General features: G+C 50.5%; 18 protein-coding genes. 13 read left to right on the forward strand and 5 right to left on the reverse strand.

The genetic code is table 11. From position 1 onward, the window contains the following. Positions 1-89 precede the first annotated feature (89 nt). The 10 genes from ACMXD4_RS15915 to cpdA all read left to right on the forward strand — a co-directional run bounded on the left by ACMXD4_RS15915 (position 90) and on the right by cpdA (position 10,049). Positions 90-1,265, forward strand: a complete 1,176-nt coding sequence (locus tag ACMXD4_RS15915) for an acetylornithine transaminase (RefSeq protein WP_319960563.1) — start codon at positions 90-92, stop codon at positions 1,263-1,265. Between the two features lie 2 nt (positions 1,266-1,267). Next, positions 1,268-2,167, forward strand: coding sequence for an ornithine carbamoyltransferase (gene argF, locus ACMXD4_RS15920; RefSeq protein ID WP_415878726.1), 900 nt, complete (start codon positions 1,268-1,270; stop codon positions 2,165-2,167). A 47-nt stretch (positions 2,168-2,214) separates the two neighbouring features. Then, the gene (locus tag ACMXD4_RS15925) at positions 2,215-2,853 is read left to right on the forward strand and encodes a TIGR04211 family SH3 domain-containing protein (RefSeq protein ID WP_415878727.1); all 639 of its coding nucleotides are present in this window, start codon (positions 2,215-2,217) and stop codon (positions 2,851-2,853) included. Positions 2,854-2,947: 94 nt separating this feature from the next. Next, positions 2,948-4,798: a dihydroxy-acid dehydratase gene (ilvD, locus tag ACMXD4_RS15930; RefSeq protein ID WP_415878728.1), complete on the forward strand. Its 1,851-nt coding sequence runs from the start codon at positions 2,948-2,950 to the stop codon at positions 4,796-4,798. Positions 4,799-4,899: 101 nt separating this feature from the next. Next, the gene (locus ACMXD4_RS15935; RefSeq protein WP_033157362.1) at positions 4,900-6,084 is read left to right on the forward strand and encodes an AAA family ATPase; all 1,185 of its coding nucleotides are present in this window, start codon (positions 4,900-4,902) and stop codon (positions 6,082-6,084) included. After that, positions 6,084-6,500, forward strand: coding sequence for a PIN domain-containing protein (locus tag ACMXD4_RS15940; RefSeq protein ID WP_415878729.1), 417 nt, complete (start codon positions 6,084-6,086; stop codon positions 6,498-6,500). Before ACMXD4_RS15935 ends, ACMXD4_RS15940 begins: the two co-directional genes overlap by 1 nt. Before the next feature lie 48 nt (positions 6,501-6,548). After that, positions 6,549-7,376, forward strand: a complete 828-nt coding sequence (locus ACMXD4_RS15945) for a helix-turn-helix domain-containing protein (RefSeq protein WP_033157360.1) — start codon at positions 6,549-6,551, stop codon at positions 7,374-7,376. Positions 7,377-7,454: 78 nt separating this feature from the next. Further along, positions 7,455-8,768: an amino-acid N-acetyltransferase gene (gene argA, locus ACMXD4_RS15950; protein WP_033157359.1), complete on the forward strand. Its 1,314-nt coding sequence runs from the start codon at positions 7,455-7,457 to the stop codon at positions 8,766-8,768. Positions 8,769-8,804: 36 nt separating this feature from the next. Beyond that, positions 8,805-9,257 (forward strand): GDP-mannose mannosyl hydrolase, encoded by a 453-nt coding sequence (locus ACMXD4_RS15955; RefSeq protein WP_415878730.1) that lies wholly within the window; start codon positions 8,805-8,807, stop codon positions 9,255-9,257. 3 nt (positions 9,258-9,260) lie between these two features. After that, the gene (gene cpdA / locus ACMXD4_RS15960) at positions 9,261-10,049 is read left to right on the forward strand and encodes a 3',5'-cyclic-AMP phosphodiesterase (RefSeq protein ID WP_415878731.1); all 789 of its coding nucleotides are present in this window, start codon (positions 9,261-9,263) and stop codon (positions 10,047-10,049) included. On the opposite strand, the gene ACMXD4_RS15965 is transcribed toward cpdA, so the two are convergent. Further along, positions 10,046-10,573, reverse strand: a complete 528-nt coding sequence (locus tag ACMXD4_RS15965; protein WP_020482442.1) for an RNA pyrophosphohydrolase — start codon at positions 10,571-10,573, stop codon at positions 10,046-10,048. The two genes, cpdA and ACMXD4_RS15965, sit on opposite strands and share 4 nt — an antisense overlap. A gap of 153 nt (positions 10,574-10,726) precedes the next feature. On the opposite strand from ACMXD4_RS15965, the gene ACMXD4_RS15970 reads away from it, so the two are divergent. Further along, positions 10,727-11,383 (forward strand): HAD family hydrolase, encoded by a 657-nt coding sequence (locus tag ACMXD4_RS15970; protein WP_415878732.1) that lies wholly within the window; start codon positions 10,727-10,729, stop codon positions 11,381-11,383. 60 nt (positions 11,384-11,443) lie between these two features. Here ACMXD4_RS15970 and ACMXD4_RS15975 read toward each other — a convergent pair whose 3' ends face one another. Further along, positions 11,444-11,674: a sulfurtransferase TusA family protein gene (locus ACMXD4_RS15975; RefSeq protein WP_020482444.1), complete on the reverse strand. Its 231-nt coding sequence runs from the start codon at positions 11,672-11,674 to the stop codon at positions 11,444-11,446. Between the two features lie 74 nt (positions 11,675-11,748). Between ACMXD4_RS15975 and cysG the strand changes: the two genes are divergently transcribed. Next, a complete protein-coding gene (cysG, locus tag ACMXD4_RS15980) occupies positions 11,749-13,140 on the forward strand; it encodes a siroheme synthase CysG (RefSeq protein ID WP_415878733.1) in 1,392 nt (463 codons plus the stop codon). A 207-nt stretch (positions 13,141-13,347) separates the two neighbouring features. Beyond that, complete coding sequence (locus ACMXD4_RS15985; RefSeq protein WP_020482446.1) at positions 13,348-13,683, forward strand: c-type cytochrome; 336 nt, start codon at positions 13,348-13,350, stop codon at positions 13,681-13,683. A gap of 76 nt (positions 13,684-13,759) precedes the next feature. Here the strand turns inward: ACMXD4_RS15985 and ACMXD4_RS15990 are convergent, their stop codons facing one another. The 3 genes from ACMXD4_RS15990 to waaA form a co-directional block, all read right to left on the reverse strand. After that, on the reverse strand, positions 13,760-14,374 hold the full coding sequence (locus tag ACMXD4_RS15990) for a hypothetical protein (RefSeq protein WP_415878734.1): 615 nt from the start codon (positions 14,372-14,374) through the stop codon (positions 13,760-13,762). A gap of 143 nt (positions 14,375-14,517) precedes the next feature. Then, positions 14,518-15,729, reverse strand: coding sequence for an argininosuccinate synthase (locus ACMXD4_RS15995; RefSeq protein ID WP_415878735.1), 1,212 nt, complete (start codon positions 15,727-15,729; stop codon positions 14,518-14,520). 96 nt (positions 15,730-15,825) lie between these two features. Further along, entirely contained in the window at positions 15,826-17,085 is a 1,260-nt protein-coding gene (waaA, locus tag ACMXD4_RS16000) for a lipid IV(A) 3-deoxy-D-manno-octulosonic acid transferase (RefSeq protein ID WP_415878736.1), read from the reverse strand. Positions 17,086-17,413: the final 328 nt, after the last annotated feature.

Below are 17,413 nucleotides of genomic sequence, written 5' to 3' on the forward strand. Positions count from 1 at the left end.
TTATTGCGTACGCGGGATGAAAAAAATATAATCGCGCGCTTTTTTCGAGCGAATAGCGTTTTTCAAAACACTTTCAGAGTCTTAGCACAATGACCAGTCACATCATGCCTACCTATGCCCGCCAGTCGGTCACTTTTACACGCGGCGAAGGCGCGTGGTTGTGGGATACCGATGGACGCCGCTATCTCGACTCGGTCGCCGGCATTGCCGTGTGCAACCTCGGCCACGCCCATCCGGCCGTGCATGAAGCGCTCTGCCGGCAAAGCAAAACCTTGCTGCATACCTCCAATCTTTACGGCGTAGAGTTGCAGTCGCAACTGGCCGATAGACTGATCGAGCTAAGCGGCATGGATAATGTGTTTTTCAGCAATTCCGGCGCCGAAGCCAACGAAGCGGCGATAAAAATCGCCCGCAAATACGGCCACCAGCAAGGCGTTGAAAACCCAGTAGTGTTGACCATGGAAAAAAGCTTCCATGGCCGGACTATGGGCACGCTGAGCGCCACCGGCAACACCAAGATCAAGCAAGGCTTCGCGCCGCTGTTGGCCGGGTTTACTCATGTGCCGTATAACGACATGTCGGCTATCGAAGCAGCTCTCGCCGCCGATAAAAACATCGTCGCGATCCTGGTTGAACCGGTGCAAGGCGAAGGCGGGGTGAATATTCCGGCGGCGGATTACTTAAACCAAATTCGCGCACTATGTGATCGGCACAATCTGCTGATGATGCTGGACGAAATTCAAACCGGCGCCGGCCGTACCGGGCGCTTTCTGGCTTATCAACATAACGGCATCCTGCCGGATGTATGTACGATGGCTAAAGCCTTGGGTAACGGCGTGCCGATTGGCGCTTGCCTGGCGCGCGGCAAAGCAGCGGACGTGTTACAAGCCGGCAATCACGGCTCGACGTTTGGCGGCAATCCACTGGCGTGCAGCGCGGCCTTAGCGGTACTGGAAACTTTATCAACCAGCACCTTGATCGCCGATGCGCAATCAAAAGGCGAACAAATTTTCCAGCGCTTCAAAAACGCACTGGCAGACACCCCGCATATCGTCGATATTCGCCATAAAGGTTTGATGATAGGCATTGAACTGGATCGGCCTTGCGGCGAATTGGTCGGAAAAGCCTTGGCGGAAGGCTTATTAATCAACGTCACTGCCGACAACACTATCCGTTTGCTGCCGCCGCTAATCATCGACGACGCGCAAATATCAACGCTGACAGACACCCTGACAGCGCTCATTCAGGCATTTTGCAGACAATAACCATGCAACCCAGACACTTCATCAGTCTGCTGGATTTGTCCAGCGCCGAACTACACAACCTGATTCAACGGGCCATTCAGCTCAAATTGCATCGCACCCCGGACTATCAGCCCTTCAAAGGTAAAGTGCTGGCGATGATTTTCGAAAAATCCTCGACCCGCACCCGTATCTCCTTCGAAGCAGGCATGGCCCAATTCGGCGGCAGCGCCCTGTTTCTATCACCCAGAGACACGCAACTCGGCCGCGGCGAACCCCTGGAAGATAGCGCCAAGGTGATCTCCAGCATGGTGGACTGTATTATGCTGCGCACCAACAATCACGAAACGGTCACCACCTTTGCCAAGCACTCGCGAGTACCCGTCATCAACGGCCTGACCGATTTGCTGCACCCGTGTCAATTGCTAGCCGATATGCAAACCTATTTCGAACTGCGCGGCGACATCGCCGGCAAAACCGTAGCCTGGATCGGCGACGGCAATAATATGTGCCATTCCTATATCAATGCGGCTCGCCAATTCGACTTTAAATTGAACATCGCCTGCCCTGTCGATTACCGTCCGCAGCAAAGTATCGTCGATGCCGCCGGACATAGAGTGGCGTTTTTCAATACGCCGGAGCAAGCCGCACAGCAAGCCGATTTAGTAGTAACCGATGTCTGGGCTAGCATGGGACAGGAAGAGGAACAAAAAAAACGCGAATTCGTATTTAAGGATTTTCAGGTCAACAGCAAAACCATGACTGCCGCCAAAACCGATGCGCTGTTCATGCACTGCCTGCCGGCACATCGCGGCGAAGAAGTGACAGCCGAGGTCATCGACGGCCCACAAAGCGTGATATTTCCCGAAGCCGAGAATCGCCTGCACGCTCAGAAAGCGCTACTGGAATTTCTCATCTGCCGATAATTTCGCTAGAATCGCCGCTTTCTTTACGCCGAACGAAGAGTGATACTGTGAAAAAAACTTTTGCCTACCTGTTTGCCTGTCTGCTGATTAGCCCGCTTGCCGTGGCAAGAACCGCCTACGTCACCGACAAAGTTGAGGTGCCGTTGCGCAGCGGCGAAAGTGAGCGAACCAAGATCGTCAAAATGTTGGAAAACGGCATCCCAGTCAGCGTATTGCAAGAAAGTACCGAAAACGGCTATACCTATATACAAACCAGCAGCGGCGCGGAGGGCTTCATTCTCAGCCGCTACCTGACCGGCGAACCCAGCGCCCGCAATCAACTGGAAGCCGTCAGCAAAAAACTCGAAGCGCTGCAGGAAGAAAACAAACAACTTAAAGCCGGACAAGCCAACAGCCAGGAAATTGGCAAAGAACGCGATAAGCTCAGCGCCGACCTTAGCGAACTTCAGCAAACCGCCGCCAATGCAATACAACTCAAACAACAGCGCGACCAATTGCAGGAGCGCGTCATCTCCGTCGAGCGCGAACTACAACAATTAAAACGCGAAAATCAGGCATTGACCGACAGCAGTAACCAGGACTGGTTTTTGTACGGCGGCGGCTTGGCTTTATTCGGCGTATTGCTGGGCTTTATTCTGCCCAAACTCAGCTGGCGCCGCCGTTCCAGCGGCTGGGATAGTTTTTAGTTTTAAACGAATTAGCCGCAGGACCGCCCTGCTTCAAATGACGCCCTTTCCCGCGGCAGTTTAAGCGCCGCTTTTGCTTTCATCTGGAATCACCATGCCTGCATACCGTTCTCATACCACCACTCAAGGCCGCAATATGGCTGGCGCGCGCGCATTGTGGCGCGCCACCGGCATGAAAGACGGCGATTTCAATAAACCGATTATCGCAGTAGCCAATTCTTTCACTCAGTTCGTGCCGGGCCACGTACATTTAAAAGATCTTGGTCAATTGGTGGCGCGCGAGATTGAACTGGCCGGCGGCGTCGCCAAGGAATTCAACACCATCGCGGTAGACGACGGCATTGCCATGGGTCACGACGGCATGTTGTATAGCCTGCCCAGCCGCGATTTGATTGCCGACAGCGTCGAGTACATGGTGAATGCGCATTGCGCCGATGCAATTGTCTGTATATCCAACTGCGACAAAATCACCCCGGGCATGTTGATGGCGGCTATGCGCATCAATATTCCGGTGATCTTTGTCTCCGGCGGCCCGATGGAAGCCGGTAAAGTAAGGTTGGCGGAAAGCGCGGACATCAAGAGGCTGGACTTGGTGGACGCCATGGTCATGGCCGCAGACAGCAAAGTATCTGACACAGACCTGGCTGCTGTCGAACGCTCGGCCTGCCCGACCTGCGGCTCCTGCTCCGGCATGTTCACCGCCAATTCGATGAACTGCCTGACCGAAGCGCTGGGTTTGTCGTTGCCGGGCAACGGTACCATGTTAGCCACCCATGCCGATCGCGAACAATTGTTCAAACAAGCCGGTCGCCGTATCGTCGAACTGGCCAAACAATATTACGAGCAAAATGACGCATCGGTGCTGCCGCGCGCGGTGGGTTTTAAAGCCTTTGAAAATGCGATTGCCCTGGACATTGCCATGGGCGGCTCCACTAACACCATCTTGCATCTATTGGCGATTGCTCAAGAAGCCGGCATCGATTTCACCATGGCGGATATTGATCGCATGTCCAGAGTGGTGCCGCAATTGTGCAAGGTCGCGCCCAACACCGACAAATATCATATCGAAGACGTGCATCGCGCTGGCGGCATCATGGCGATTCTGGCCGAGTTGAACCGGGCCGGTAAGCTGCATACCGACGTGCCGACCGTGCACGCCAAGACTCTCGGCGATGCCCTGGCACAATGGGACATTACCGCCAACCCCGACGATGCCGTAAAAACTTTTTATATGGCTGGCCCCGCCGGTATCCCGACTCAGGTAGCGTTTAGTCAGAACACCCGTTGGCCCAGCCTGGACACTGATCGTGCCGCAGGCTGTATCCGCTCCATTGACCATGCCTTCAGCCAGGAAGGCGGGTTGGCGGTATTGCACGGCAATATCGCTGTGGATGGCTGCGTGATCAAAACCGCCGGCGTCGATGACAGCCTACTGGTATTTGAAGGCAATGCTCATGTCGTGGAATCACAAGATGAAGCGGTAGAAAACATCCTCAATAACAAAGTCAAAGCCGGCGATGTGGTGGTGGTGCGTTACGAAGGCCCCAAAGGCGGCCCTGGCATGCAGGAAATGCTCTACCCAACCAGTTACATCAAGTCCAAAGGCTTGGGCAAGGCTTGCGCGCTATTGACCGACGGCCGTTTTTCCGGCGGCACCTCCGGCTTGTCGATTGGCCACTGCTCACCGGAAGCGGCAGCTGGTGGCGCGATTGGTTTGGTAAAAAATGGCGACCGTATTCGTATCGATATTCCGAATCGCTCGATCAATGTCTTGTTATCTGACGAGGAACTGGCCCAGCGCCGTGCCGAACAAGACCAAATAGGCTGGAAACCAGCCAAGCCACGTCCACGCAAAGTGTCAGTGGCGCTGAAAGCCTATGCTTTTTTTGCCACATCCGCCGACAAGGGTGCGGTGCGGGATTTAGCTAAACTGGAAGAACAATAAGCGAATTGAATGAATTCTCCAGACTAGAAACTGAGCTTATCCCGGCATACTTAATCTATATTCAGGCATAATTGTTCTAATCGGGCTTTAGGAAGAAGATCATGATCACCTCATTTAAAACCGAAGGATTAGGCGTAGGATTCGATTTTGATATAGCCCTGGAAGCAAACAAACAGATTTACTGTTTTATCGGGAAAAACGGCATAGGTAAAACTCAGCTTCTGGAAAACATGGCGAAATCTCTTATTTATTCGCACGCCATGTTTTCCAAAAACAAAAGCTATAAGTATGCGAATTTTTTCGGTCAAAATCACATATACAACAAATTAAAAGAATACGATCTAAAACTTCCTCTCGAACTCGAAGTAAACAATTTTAAAATCAAAGACAAGACCCATCAAAACTGGGGATTTACTAGTTTCGGACGCATTCCCAATATCAACGGCCACACTCCGTTCGTTTGCGACAAACCGATTGTATTCATAGGCGCGAAGAATCGCGGCTTTTCGAAAAATATCGACAGTAGCAATATAAAAATTCTGCCGGACAAGCAGCACCGCTTTACCGATAGCTTTGAACGCACGCTAAGTTATCTGAATGGTGATGGTTTGGAACAACAGGAAATCGCCGATTGGTTTGCTTCCCGTCTGATCATTAACCCAAATTTCGTTGTAAAAAACCAAAACAAGGAACAGGAAGCCGTGACTGTTCTTCAACTTATGGATAGATTGGAGCCCGGGCTCGATTTAGTCAATCGGCGCGAAGATGGCGGCTCATCTTTAAAACTGATGTTTTACGAAGGGCAATTGTTGATTAACGATACTCCACTCGATAAGCTCTCTACCGGTTTTATTTCGATAATTAAAATCTTTCAGGAAATTGTTGCAGGCTTTAGCGGTTGGACAGACCAAGCCAATCTTAATGAAGTAGACGGCATCGTTTTTATTGACGAAATCGAACCCCATTTGCATATCAGTTGGCAAACTAAAATTATCGGCGTTCTACGCGAGTTTTTTCCGAACACCACTTTCTTCATTTCCACTCACTCGCCTTTAGTATTGTCAGGCTTAAAAAACGGCGAAGGCTACGAGATGATTCGAGATGGAAATTTCGTCAAAACCAAAGCAGTAGCCAATATTGAAAGCTATTTTTTAACCGACATTGTGAAAGAATTCTTCAATGTCGATCTTAACAAAGAAAAAATCAATCATGTCGATAAAGAGAAACAAAAAAAGGCCAAAACAGCGCTGTTGGATCTTGTAAATAATTTACAAGAGGAAGGCTAATGAAGTATTTCATCGACACCAACTTGATTATCGATGCCTACGAAAAAAAGAAACCCGATGCAATCGAAAAACTGAAACCGATACTTGAAGACGAAGAAAGCGAAATATTCGTTAACCGACTGGTTTATTTGGAAACATTGCGGACTGTTAAGCTGACTAACAGTAAAAATTTTCAACAACTTAAAACCATCTTCGAAAGCTTTGGGATTTTAGATATTACGCAAGAAATCTACGACAAAGCCATCCAACTTTCTAGATATAGCCAATCGAAAGGAATCAGCTTAAAAGGAAAATGTGCTGCCATCGATTTTCTGCACTTTATAACAGCCCAACATTACCAACTTGAATTGCTAGCCTGTGACAGGGATATGGAGAAATTAACCAGGGTCTACACAGAATGGCAAAGTTCAAATTAATTTTTCTTACTTCCGCCTCAATGCTATGTTTTTAGCATTATCCCAGGAATGAAACGCTTCCTCTTCCAACTGCTCTATATCTGGAAACAAAAGCTGAAAATCTATTTCATAGCCGGCTGGATAGGCGCCGGCATGGGAATATTTTTATTGGCGCCCAGTTACGATTACATCAGCTCGCGCGAGCGCAACTCTGACCCGCTGTCCTCTATCGAATTCGTATTGAGCCAGTTCAAAGAGGTAATGACCGGCCAAATTAATCAGAACAACCTGATTCTGTTCTATGCCGAAATCGGCGCAATACTGGGTCTGCTGTCGCTGGGTTTTTATCAGATACTGCACAAGCGGTTGGTCGCTTTGGATGCGTTGAAAGTCGAGCTGGAAAAAGATTTACCAACCATCATCCGCCAAGGCGAAGGACCGTTGCTGGAGTTTAAATCATCGCTGCGCTGGGATATTCAGGAGCAGCGGGTCAATAGGGCCCTGGAAGGCGTGATTATGAAAACGCTGGCCGGTTTCTTTAACAGTCCGGTTGGCGGGACCTTGCTGATCGGCGTGGCCGACAACGGTGAGATAATTGGCCTTGAGGCCGATTTTCAGACCCTAAAAAAACCCGACCAAGACGGTTTCGAGCAAACCTTGATGACTGCGATCTCCAGCAATCTGGGGGCCGACTTGTGCCCGCTGATCCACGTGCTTTTTCATAAATTGGCCGACCGTGATGTCTGCCGGGTTATTGTCTCCCCCTCACACCGACCCGTGTTTCTGACGCAGAGCAACACCCCCAAATTCTTCGTGCGAACCGGCGGCGGCACTCGGGACCTGAACATTCAAGAAGCGCTGGATTATGTGGCCAGCCGTTGGAAAAAAACCAAATAACCAGCCCTGATTGGGTTTTAACGCTGGCAAAGTTACACTAAGCAGCCAGCAACCCCGCAACCGATTCGTAAACACTCCATGGAACATCAATCAACTTTCGTTAATTGGTTCAGAAATTCATCGCCCTACATCCACGCCCATCGCAACCGCACCTTTGTGATTTTTTTCGGCGGCAATGCGGTAACGGAGCCGGATTTCGACAATCTGATTCACGACTTCGCGTTGCTGAGAAGCCTGGGTGTCAGGCTGGTGCTGGTGCACGGCATTCGCCCGCAGATCGACGAACAAGTCACCGGGCATGGCAACACACCGCAGTTTCACCACCATTTGCGGATTACCGATGCCACCACGCTGCAATACGTCAAGCAGGCCGCAGGTCTGGTACGGGTGGAAATTGAGGCCCTGTTATCGATGGGTGTGTCCGGCTCGCCGATGGCCGGCGCCAAAATACGTGTCGCGTCCGGCAATTTCGTTACGGCCAAACCCTTGGGCGTACTGGATGGCATCGACTATTGCCACACCGGCAAGGTGCGGCGCATAGACGCCCAAGCCATCCATCAACAATTAGATCAACACAATGTGGTGCTGATTTCACCTATCGGTTATTCGCCCAGCGGCGAAATCTTTAATCTGTCGGCCGAGGAAGTGGCAACCGAAGTCGCCATCGCCTTGCAAGCCGAAAAGTTGATTTTGTTGACCGAACAAAATTGCGTATCGCCTGGCGATAATCACCCCATCCAACAGCTCACCACGGCTCAGGTTTCAGCACTATTGCAAGAGACACCAACTGTTCCGGATGAAGTCGCTCGCTCCTTGCGCGCCGCGATGCAAAGCTGCGAAAAAGGCGTTCAGCGCGCGCACTTGATCAATCGGCATGTGGACGGCGCCTTACTCCTGGAACTGTTTACCCGCGACGGTATTGGTACGCTGATCAGCTCTAACGCCTTCGAAACTATACGGGCAGCGACATTGGACGACATCGGCGGCATTATGGAGTTGATCAAACCCTTGGAGCAGCAAGGCATCCTGGTCAAGCGTTCGCGGGAAAAGCTGGAGATGGAAATTGGCGACTATATAGTCATTGAGCGTGATGGCTTGATCATTGGTTGCACGGCGTTTCATGTGATGGCCGACGGCAACAGTGCGGAGATTGCTTGTCTGGCAGTGCATGCCGATTATCAAAAAGGCGCGCGCGGCAACAGCTTGTTGGACTATCTAAGCAACAAAGCCAAATCCGAAACTATTCGCCGCTTGTTCGTACGTTCCACGCAAACCGTGCATTGGTTCGTCGAGCGCGGTTTTGCGCCGTGCGAAATCGACGATTTGCCCGAACCGATGAAAAGCGCTTACAACTATCAGCGCAATGCCAAGGTATTGTATAAAGACGTTTAACATCACCTTCCACCCACTCAGCTCACGGAATATAGGATGCTCGATAAACAGGATTTTCTGACAGTCGTAAAAAACACCCCCCTAGTCGCTATTGACTTAATTGTGCGTTCCAGCAAGGATGAAATATTGATGGGCTTGCGCATGAATGAACCGGCGGCGGGTTATTGGTTCGTGCCGGGCGGTAGAATCTATAAATCAGAAACGTTGGCAGCCGCGTTCCAAAGAATCACTGAAACCGAATTAGGCACTGCTTACAGCATAGAAAGCGCTGATTTACTGGGCGCCTTCACCCATCTGTATGAGACTAATTTTGCCAAACAGCCGAATATAAGCACTCATTACGTAGTTTTAGGTTATCAATTGCAGCTGGATATCGATATTAATCAGCTACCGGCGCAACAACACGCTACTTACCGCTGGATTGGCAAAAACGAAGACTTGAGCGAGGTTCACCCTAACAGCCAAGCCTACTATCCCTATCTGCGCTGACCAATGCCTGCTTTAAAAGTCTTGCAGTTAACCGACCTGCATATATTGCCGCATGCCGGCGATAAAATGTTGGGTATCGATACCGAACAGTATTTCCAAAACACCTTGGCCCACGCGCATGTCACGCACGGCCCGTTCGATTTGATTTTATTGACCGGCGATTTGGGCCAAGACCTTAGCGCCGATAGCTACCGGCGAATTTGCCGACATCTGCAGACTTATCAAACACCTTGCCTGTGTTTGCCGGGTAATCATGACGACTGGGAACTGATGCAAACCGAGTTGAACGTTGACTTCGTCAGTTGCCGTAAACATGTGTTGCTGAAGAATTGGCAGATTATTGCCTTAAATAGCCAAAAACCCGGCAGTCCCAGTGGGTTTCTATCACCGGAAGAACTGATATTTTTACGGCAAACGCTAAGCGCACACGACATGCCTGCGCTGCTGGCGGTGCATCATCATTGTATTGCCAGCGGGAGCAGTTGGATGGATACCATGCAAATTGAGAATGGCGAGGCATTGCTAGCAATAGCGGAACACTTCCCACAAGTTAAAGCCATCACCTGCGGTCATTTACATCAGGAAATGCAGACTAGTCACAAACAGATAGCGATATACGCCACGCCGGCCAGCTGTTTTCAGTTCAAACCGTTTGCCGCCGAGTTTGAACTGGATACGCTAGCTCCCGGCTACAGTATCTTCGAATTGGGGGATGACGGTGAATTGCGATCCACGTGCTATCGCCTGCCCATCAGTATGAACGACTTACAAACTAACTCGCATAGCTACTAACCAAACGCCAATCTTCCGGATAAATAACTCTCGGCGTTGACACCCACGTCATTGGCAATCAACAAAGCTCCTAATTCGTCCATCGCTTTGCGGTACACCCGGCGCTTGAAGTAGACCACGTCTTTCAGCGGATACCAGTACTCCACCCACTTCCAGTTATCGAACTCCTGCTTGTGCCCGCAATCGAACCTGACATTCGATTCATCTGTCATCAAGCGTAAAATAAACCAAATCTGTTTCTGCCCGATGCACAAGGGCGTGGAATTTTTGCGGATATACCGATCCGGCAGTTTATAGCGCAACCAATAACGGGTGCGCCCCAGCAACTGCACATGCTCTGCACACAAGCCGGTTTCCTCCCACAACTCCCGATACATCGCGGTTTCCGGGTCCTCGTCGCCATCGATCCCGCCCTGCGGAAACTGCCACGAATTAGCGCCCTTGCGCTTGGCCCAGAACACACGACCCTCGTCATTGCAAAGGATAATGCCGACATTAGGCCGGTATCCTTTCGAGTCTATCATGTAAAAACCTGTATTATTTGCCGCCCTGTTGCTAATGCCTGGATGTTAAAATTAACAACGGCACGGCCATTAAAATGAATGGCGCAATTGTTCCACAAATAACCGGCGGACGCCACAGGCCGCTACTTTTTTCTTTATGACGACGGATTTGCCGTGAGCTTAGCGATTTTTGATCTGGATAACACGCTGATCGCCGATGACAGCGATTTTTTATGGGGCCAATTTTTAGTCGACCGTGGCATTGTCGACAAAGACCAATATGAACAGGCCAATAAAAAATTCTACGAAGATTACAAACACGGCACGCTGGATATTGTCGAGTTTTTGCATTTCTCACTGGCACCACTAGCCCAACACGACCCCGAGCAACTGTATCGCTGGCGCGCTGAATTCGTCGAAACGCTGATCGAGCCGATCATGCTGGAGGCTGCCCAGGCTTTGGTGGAAAAGCATCGCGCGGCCGGCGACACCTTGCTGGTGATTACCGCCACCAATCGCTTCGTCACCGAGCCTATCGTCAAGCTATACGGTATCGACAACCTGCTGGCTACCACGCCAGAATTTGTCGATGGTCGCTACACCGGTAAATTCAACGGTACACCCTGCTTTCAGCAAGGAAAAATCGCGCACCTAAACGACTGGCTCGCCAATTCCACGGAAACGCTGGCAGGCAGTTGGTTCTACAGCGATTCGCATAACGATTTGCCGCTATTGAGCTTGGTCGATCAACCGGTTGCTGTCGATCCTGACGAAAAACTACGGGAAGTTGCTCGGCAAGCAAACTGGCCGATTATTAGCTTGAGGAAATAAAAGCTGAGGACAATGGTCAAAAGAAGCGCCCTTTTGACCCTTTATAATATTGAATCGCTTCTATTTTTTCTGTATAAAGAATACTTGTTTATCGGCTTCCTTGAATATCTTCAGCGGAATATGTCCCGCCTGATCGATATAGACGCCAAAGTCCAAATGGGCCGCCGGATCGGTAGCAATCACTTTGACTACCCTGCCGCTTTCCACTTCCATAATCGCCTTTTTCAAACGCAGCAACGGTAACGGACATTGCAATCCGCTGGCATCGACTTCCAAATCAAATTCGATCATAGTGGTGTTCACTCAACTGTTCTTTAGACAACGCTTATAATAACACCAACCCCAGACCACGAAAATCAAGCACCATGGATTACTTCCCGCTTTTCTTAAAACTAAAAGACCAGCCATGCCTGGTTGTCGGCGCCGGCGAAATCGCCTCGCGTAAAATCGAACTCCTGGCAAAAACCGGCGCGCGTATTACCGTGGTAGCGCTGGAAATTAGCGCCAGCGTCGCGGAAATGGGGCGCAATAATCAAGTAGTAATCCAACATAAGGCCTTTACCGCGGACGATGTGAAAGGCATGCGCGTGGTCATATCGGCCACCAACCAGCGCACGGTCAACGAAACGGTTGCGCAAGCTGCGACGGCTCAGAATATTCCGGTGAACGTGGTGGATAATCCCGATTTATGCAGTTTTATCTTTCCGGCGATTGTTGACCGCTCGCCATTAATCGTAGCGGTGTCTTCCGGCGGCGTGTCACCGGTTCTCGCGCGCTTACTGCGTTCCAAGGTGGAAAGCGCCATTCCCGGTGCGTTCGGGCTGCTGGCGCAGTTTGCCGAGGATTTTCGAGCATTGGTTAAGGAACGACTCAAAGAACCCAACCGCCGCCGGGTATTCTGGGAAGACGCCTTGCAAGGCCACATCGCCGAATTGGTGTTCTCCGGCCGCCGCGAGCAAGCTGCAACAGAATTGCAAGCCAAACTCGATGCGGCTGAGCAGACGCAAAATCGCGGCGAGGTGTATTTGATCGGTGCCGGCCCCGGCGATCCGGATTTATTGACTTTTCGAGCCCTGCGCTTGATGCAGCAAGCGGATGTGATCGTCTACGACAGGCTCGTCTCCCAGGAAATATTAGAAATGGCTCGCCGCGACGCGGAGAAAATATACGTGGGCAAGCAACGCAGCAATCACAGCCTGCCGCAAGAATCGATCAACGAGTTACTGGCGAATCTGGCTTTATCGGGCAAACGGGTCGCGCGCCTGAAAGGCGGCGATCCGTTTATTTTTGGCCGGGGTGGCGAGGAAATCGAAACCCTGATGCAGCAAGGCATTCAGTTTCAAGTCGTACCAGGCATTACCGCTGCCGCCGGCTGCGCTAGCTATGCGGGAATTCCGCTGACCCATCGCGACCATGCACAGTCGTGCACCTTCGTTACCGGGCATTTGAAGGACGGCAATATCAACCTGAACTGGAGCCAGCTAGCCTCTCCCAACCAGACCGTCGTGATTTATATGGGTCTGGTCGGTCTGGAGACTATCTGCCAATCGTTGATCGATCACGGCTGCCCGGTCGATCAACCAATTGCATTGATTCAACAAGGCACTACCCGCCATCAGCGAGTCATTACCGGCACCCTGGGCGATATGCCTAAACGTGTCGAAAACGCGGACATTAAACCACCGACCTTGATCATAGTGGGCACCGTAGTGCGCCTGCGCAAACAGTTGGAATGGTTTCAACCCGGCCAAAACTAAGCACGTGTGAATTTTTCCTTATTTCAGACGATGTTAAGTTTTACTTGGAAAAATCAGCCCGCAAACCCGGTAAAGGCGCGAACGACAGAGAAAATCGATTGAATTTTTCGCTAAAGTTCCCTATCCTTTACCCGCTTAATTTCCCAATGAACTGCCTATGCAAATAACAATATGCAGTTCTTTTTTTAAACACAACGAGAGAATCATATGAAAAAATCATTCGGTTTATTAGTAGGCGCAGCTTTGATCGCTATCAGCGGACAAGTTGCAGCTAACGAAGCGGAAGAAATCGGCGCGAAAATTTATGAGCGTGCTTTCGGTCGTGGTTGCGGCGCTTGCCATGACATCGCTTCCAACCCACAATTATCGGCCTTGATCAGCGCCGGCAAACTGCCTAAAGACCAGTTCGCTAAAGTTCTGAAAGAAGGCAAAAACGGTATGCCTAAAGCTGTTGCCGCTATCATGGAAGTCGGTCCTGTGAAAAAAGCAGGTTACACCGAAGACCAAGCTATCGATGCAGTTTACGAATATCTGAAAAAATAATCGTAGCCTTACAGGCAAACAAAAAGCCGCTGCCCCTCACGGGACAGCGGCTTTTTTATGGTCGTTATACTACAAGTTAGTCTTGACGGCCGAGATACGCCTGTTGACTGCGTTGATGGGTTAAGCGGTAACGGCTGCGTAGCCAAACTCCGGCAATCGCCGCAATCATCAATCCGCAAGACACAAAGGTCAGATAAACCAAATCCTTAATGTCGTTCAATTCCTTGATCAGGGCCTGATTGGCAGCCGCACCTTCCACTTTGGCCGGCGAATCAACGGAATAGGTAGTGAGTATTTTGACATCGCCTTTCAGATCCTGAATGGTCTCCAGGGAATCGGCCACGCTACCCTTTTTGATATTCTCTTCCAGAGCTCTTAGCTTGCTGTCGATAGACCCGCTTAACAAGCCGAACAACTGGCCTTTCAAGGCGCTGATTTCGGCGGATAGCGCCGGATTCTGCGTGGCATACACTGCCGAGATAGCCTGATGCTTTTGTATTTCGGTCAACAGATTTTGTTTAGGCAGTAAGACAAAACCCAACAAAAAAACTGCCGCCATCAACGCCAGAACCAGCATTAACAAAAAGCGATTAGCCTTCATCAGCGCCTGATGCTGATGGGCGCGCAGATAGACTATCTCATGCTTATCGGTATTGACATCATCCAGATTAATCTCAGGCATATCGCTCATTATTCTTTTAGTGTTGCTAATCGGGAAGCTCTATTGAATTTCCTAGAGCACGCGGCGCATAAACAGCACCCCATGCCCAACGGAAATACATCGGCGCATTATACAAGCTAAATCAAAAATGTCCTGTTTTATACAAACCGCGATCAACGACCTTTTTTTGCGGCAATCCGCATTCTTAGGGCGTTCAGCTTGATAAAACCTTCGGCATCTTTTTGGTTGTAAGCGCCGCCATCTTCTTCAAAAGTGGCGATATTTTCATCGAACAGACTATTAGTTCCCGAGGCCCGACCGACCACGATCACATTGCCTTTGTACAGCTTGACCCGTACCTTGCCGTTGACGTTGACCTGCGAGGCATTGATCATGGTTTGCAGCATCGCCCGCTCCGGACTCCACCAGTAACCGTTGTAAATCAAGGACGCATAACGAGGCATCAACTCGTCTTTTAAATGTGCGACTTCGCGGTCCAGGGTCAGTGATTCGATGGCTCGATGCGCTTTCAACATCACGGTGCCGGCAGGGGTTTCGTAGCAACCTCTGGATTTCATCCCAACATAACGGTTCTCGACGATGTCCAGACGGCCAACGCCGTTGGCACCGGCGATTTTATTTAATTTTTCCATTACTTGATGGGGTGTATGCGGCACATCGTCGATGGCGACGATATCGCCATTCTGATAGCTAAGCTCAACGTAGGTGGCTTGATCCGGGGCATTTTCCGGCGATACGCTCCAGCGCCACATATCTTCTTCAGGCTCCGTCCAGGGATTTTCCAAGATACGGCCTTCATAAGAAATGTGTAGCGAGTTGGCATCCATAGAATAAGGCGAGGTTTTGCCTTTTTTCATTTCCACGGCAATACCGTGCTGCTCGGCGTAATCGAGCAGTTTCTGCCGGGAGTTCAAATCCCACTCGCGCCATGGGGCAATGATTTTAATATCCGGACGCAAGGCATAAGCGCCCAATTCAAAACGCACTTGGTCGTTGCCCTTGCCGGTCGCGCCATGAGAGACCGCGTCAGCACCGGTTTCATTGGCGATTTCGATCAAGCGTTTGGCAATCAAGGGACGGGCAATCGAAGTGCCGAGCAGATACTCGCCTTCGTAAATGGTATTGGCACGGAACATCGGAAACACGAAGTCACGAGCAAATTCTTCGCGCAAATCGTCGATATAAATTTCCTTGATGCCGGCAGCAGTTGCTTTAGCGCGAGCCGGTTCCAGTTCTTCACCCTGGCCGATGTCGGCGGTAAATGTCACGACTTCGCAGTCGTAGACATCTTGCAGCCATTTCAAAATAACCGAGGTATCCAAACCACCGGAATAGGCCAACACCACTTTTTTAATATCCGACATAATGCGCTTCACACCTTTTACAAATTAAAAAACGGGCGAATTATAACGGAAAACCTCAACGAGTTGCCCGCTAACCGCCCTAACCCACACGTAAAACTACAGGCACTGCGCCAACAAACCCACCACCCGTTTTGTCGCGCCTTGGTTATTTTCTACAAACGACCTACCGTTATCGATCAATCTATTTCTAAACGCCACATCGCGATAGAGACGCAACACCGCGTCGGTTAGGCTTTGGCTATCACGACACTGTATCGCCCCTTCCAAAGCTAAAATGCGCTGGGCAATTTCCTGAAAATTAAACATTTCCGGGCCAAATAACACGGGTACGCCAATGGCAGCCGGTTCCAATACGTTGTGACCACCGACCGGCACCAGACTACCGCCGACAAAAGCCAGATCGGCAGCGGCGTATAACATTTTTAACTCGCCCATGCTGTCCGCGATATAAACATCGGTTTGCTCGTGATGCTGCTTTTGCTCGCTACGCATCGCCACCGCCAAACCCTGCTGTTCGCAGAGCCTTTTAACTGCTTGAAAGCGCTCAGGATGACGCGGCACTATCAACAATAGCAATTCGGGTATCGATGCTTTAAGGAGCGGGTAAAGCACCAGAAATATCTCTTCTTCGCCCTGATGAGTGCTGGCGACAATCCAAACCCAGCGTTTTGCGAATAACTGCTGCTTGAGCGCTCGCCCCCCCTCGATCACGGCGGCGTCTATCGTCACATCGAACTTAATATTACCCAACACTTGAACTTGCTGAGGAGCGGCGCCGATTTCGATAAATCGTAAGCGGTCCTCCTCTGTTTGCACAGCAACAGTGGTGACACAAGCCAACGCCGGCTTTACCAGTCCGGGAATTTTCCGATAAGACTGTGCGGAACGCGCCGACAATCTGGCATTGATCACAAAAAGCGGGATGTTCTGCGCCGCGCTGGCAGCAAACAAATTGGGCCAGATTTCCTTTTCCATCATGACCGCTAGTCGGGGCCGAAAACATTTCAAAAAACGCTCGACCACAAACGGCAGATCATACGGCAGGTAGACATGCTCAACTTGACCGGCCAATGCCGCCCGCACCCTGTCAGAACCGGTTGGCGTGGTGGTGGTAACGAGTACCGGCACCTGCGGATGGAAGTGAAGCAAATGTGCGATTAACGGGAAAGCAGCTTCCGCCTCCCCCACTGAAACAGCATGTATCCAGATTACCCCCTGCCTGGACGGCGTTTGGTAAAAGCCCAAGCGCTCTAACCAGCGTTGCCGGTATTGCGGCGCCTTGAAGCCCCGCCAATACAATCGCAATAAAACAGCAGGCAACAACAATCCATAAAGCAGCGTGTATAGGTTACGCATTACATCCGTTCTCGCAAATTATTGGGTTAAACCAATGCAATCTTAAACTATTAACCGGCCAATTTCGCCCGTAAGCTACCTTTAACAGCCACATCGAAATCGTTTAAGGGTGCAGATAAAACGACGACCCGGCATCCAATCCTTCATTTGCGGAAGCATCCGCCAAGCATGACAGCCTCTAGTGCTCCGCGGATATTTAAAAGCATAGTCAGGATCGAAACTACGTCGCGCAGCCACATTGCTAACACAGTTGTTTAGTCGCTGCATATAAGCTATTCCCGTCTATACTGATCGCCGGACCAGCCCCATCAAGGTAAATTTATTTCGC

The sequence above is a fragment of the Methylomonas sp. TEB genome, assembly GCF_047777895.1.
Classification (GTDB): domain Bacteria; phylum Pseudomonadota; class Gammaproteobacteria; order Methylococcales; family Methylomonadaceae; genus Methylomonas.

Excerpts from the sequence above, each read along its gene's own strand:
- ACMXD4_RS15915 (WP_319960563.1), top strand. The coding sequence starts at position 90 with ATGACCAGTCACATCATGCCTACCTATGCCCGCCAGTCGGTCACTTTT.
- argF (WP_415878726.1), top strand. The coding sequence starts at position 1,268 with ATGCAACCCAGACACTTCATCAGTCTGCTGGATTTGTCCAGCGCCGAA.
- ilvD (WP_415878728.1), top strand. The coding sequence starts at position 2,948 with ATGCCTGCATACCGTTCTCATACCACCACTCAAGGCCGCAATATGGCT.
- ACMXD4_RS15935 (WP_033157362.1), top strand. The coding sequence starts at position 4,900 with ATGATCACCTCATTTAAAACCGAAGGATTAGGCGTAGGATTCGATTTT.
- ACMXD4_RS15940 (WP_415878729.1), top strand. The coding sequence starts at position 6,084 with ATGAAGTATTTCATCGACACCAACTTGATTATCGATGCCTACGAAAAA.
- ACMXD4_RS15945 (WP_033157360.1), top strand. The coding sequence starts at position 6,549 with ATGAAACGCTTCCTCTTCCAACTGCTCTATATCTGGAAACAAAAGCTG.
- argA (WP_033157359.1), top strand. The coding sequence starts at position 7,455 with ATGGAACATCAATCAACTTTCGTTAATTGGTTCAGAAATTCATCGCCC.
- ACMXD4_RS15955 (WP_415878730.1), top strand. The coding sequence starts at position 8,805 with ATGCTCGATAAACAGGATTTTCTGACAGTCGTAAAAAACACCCCCCTA.
- cpdA (WP_415878731.1), top strand. The coding sequence starts at position 9,261 with ATGCCTGCTTTAAAAGTCTTGCAGTTAACCGACCTGCATATATTGCCG.
- ACMXD4_RS15965 (WP_020482442.1), bottom strand. The coding sequence starts at position 10,573 with ATGATAGACTCGAAAGGATACCGGCCTAATGTCGGCATTATCCTTTGC.
- ACMXD4_RS15975 (WP_020482444.1), bottom strand. The coding sequence starts at position 11,674 with ATGATCGAATTTGATTTGGAAGTCGATGCCAGCGGATTGCAATGTCCG.
- cysG (WP_415878733.1), top strand. The coding sequence starts at position 11,749 with ATGGATTACTTCCCGCTTTTCTTAAAACTAAAAGACCAGCCATGCCTG.
- ACMXD4_RS15985 (WP_020482446.1), top strand. The coding sequence starts at position 13,348 with ATGAAAAAATCATTCGGTTTATTAGTAGGCGCAGCTTTGATCGCTATC.
- ACMXD4_RS15990 (WP_415878734.1), bottom strand. The coding sequence starts at position 14,374 with ATGAGCGATATGCCTGAGATTAATCTGGATGATGTCAATACCGATAAG.
- ACMXD4_RS15995 (WP_415878735.1), bottom strand. The coding sequence starts at position 15,729 with ATGTCGGATATTAAAAAAGTGGTGTTGGCCTATTCCGGTGGTTTGGAT.
- waaA (WP_415878736.1), bottom strand. The coding sequence starts at position 17,085 with ATGCGTAACCTATACACGCTGCTTTATGGATTGTTGTTGCCTGCTGTT.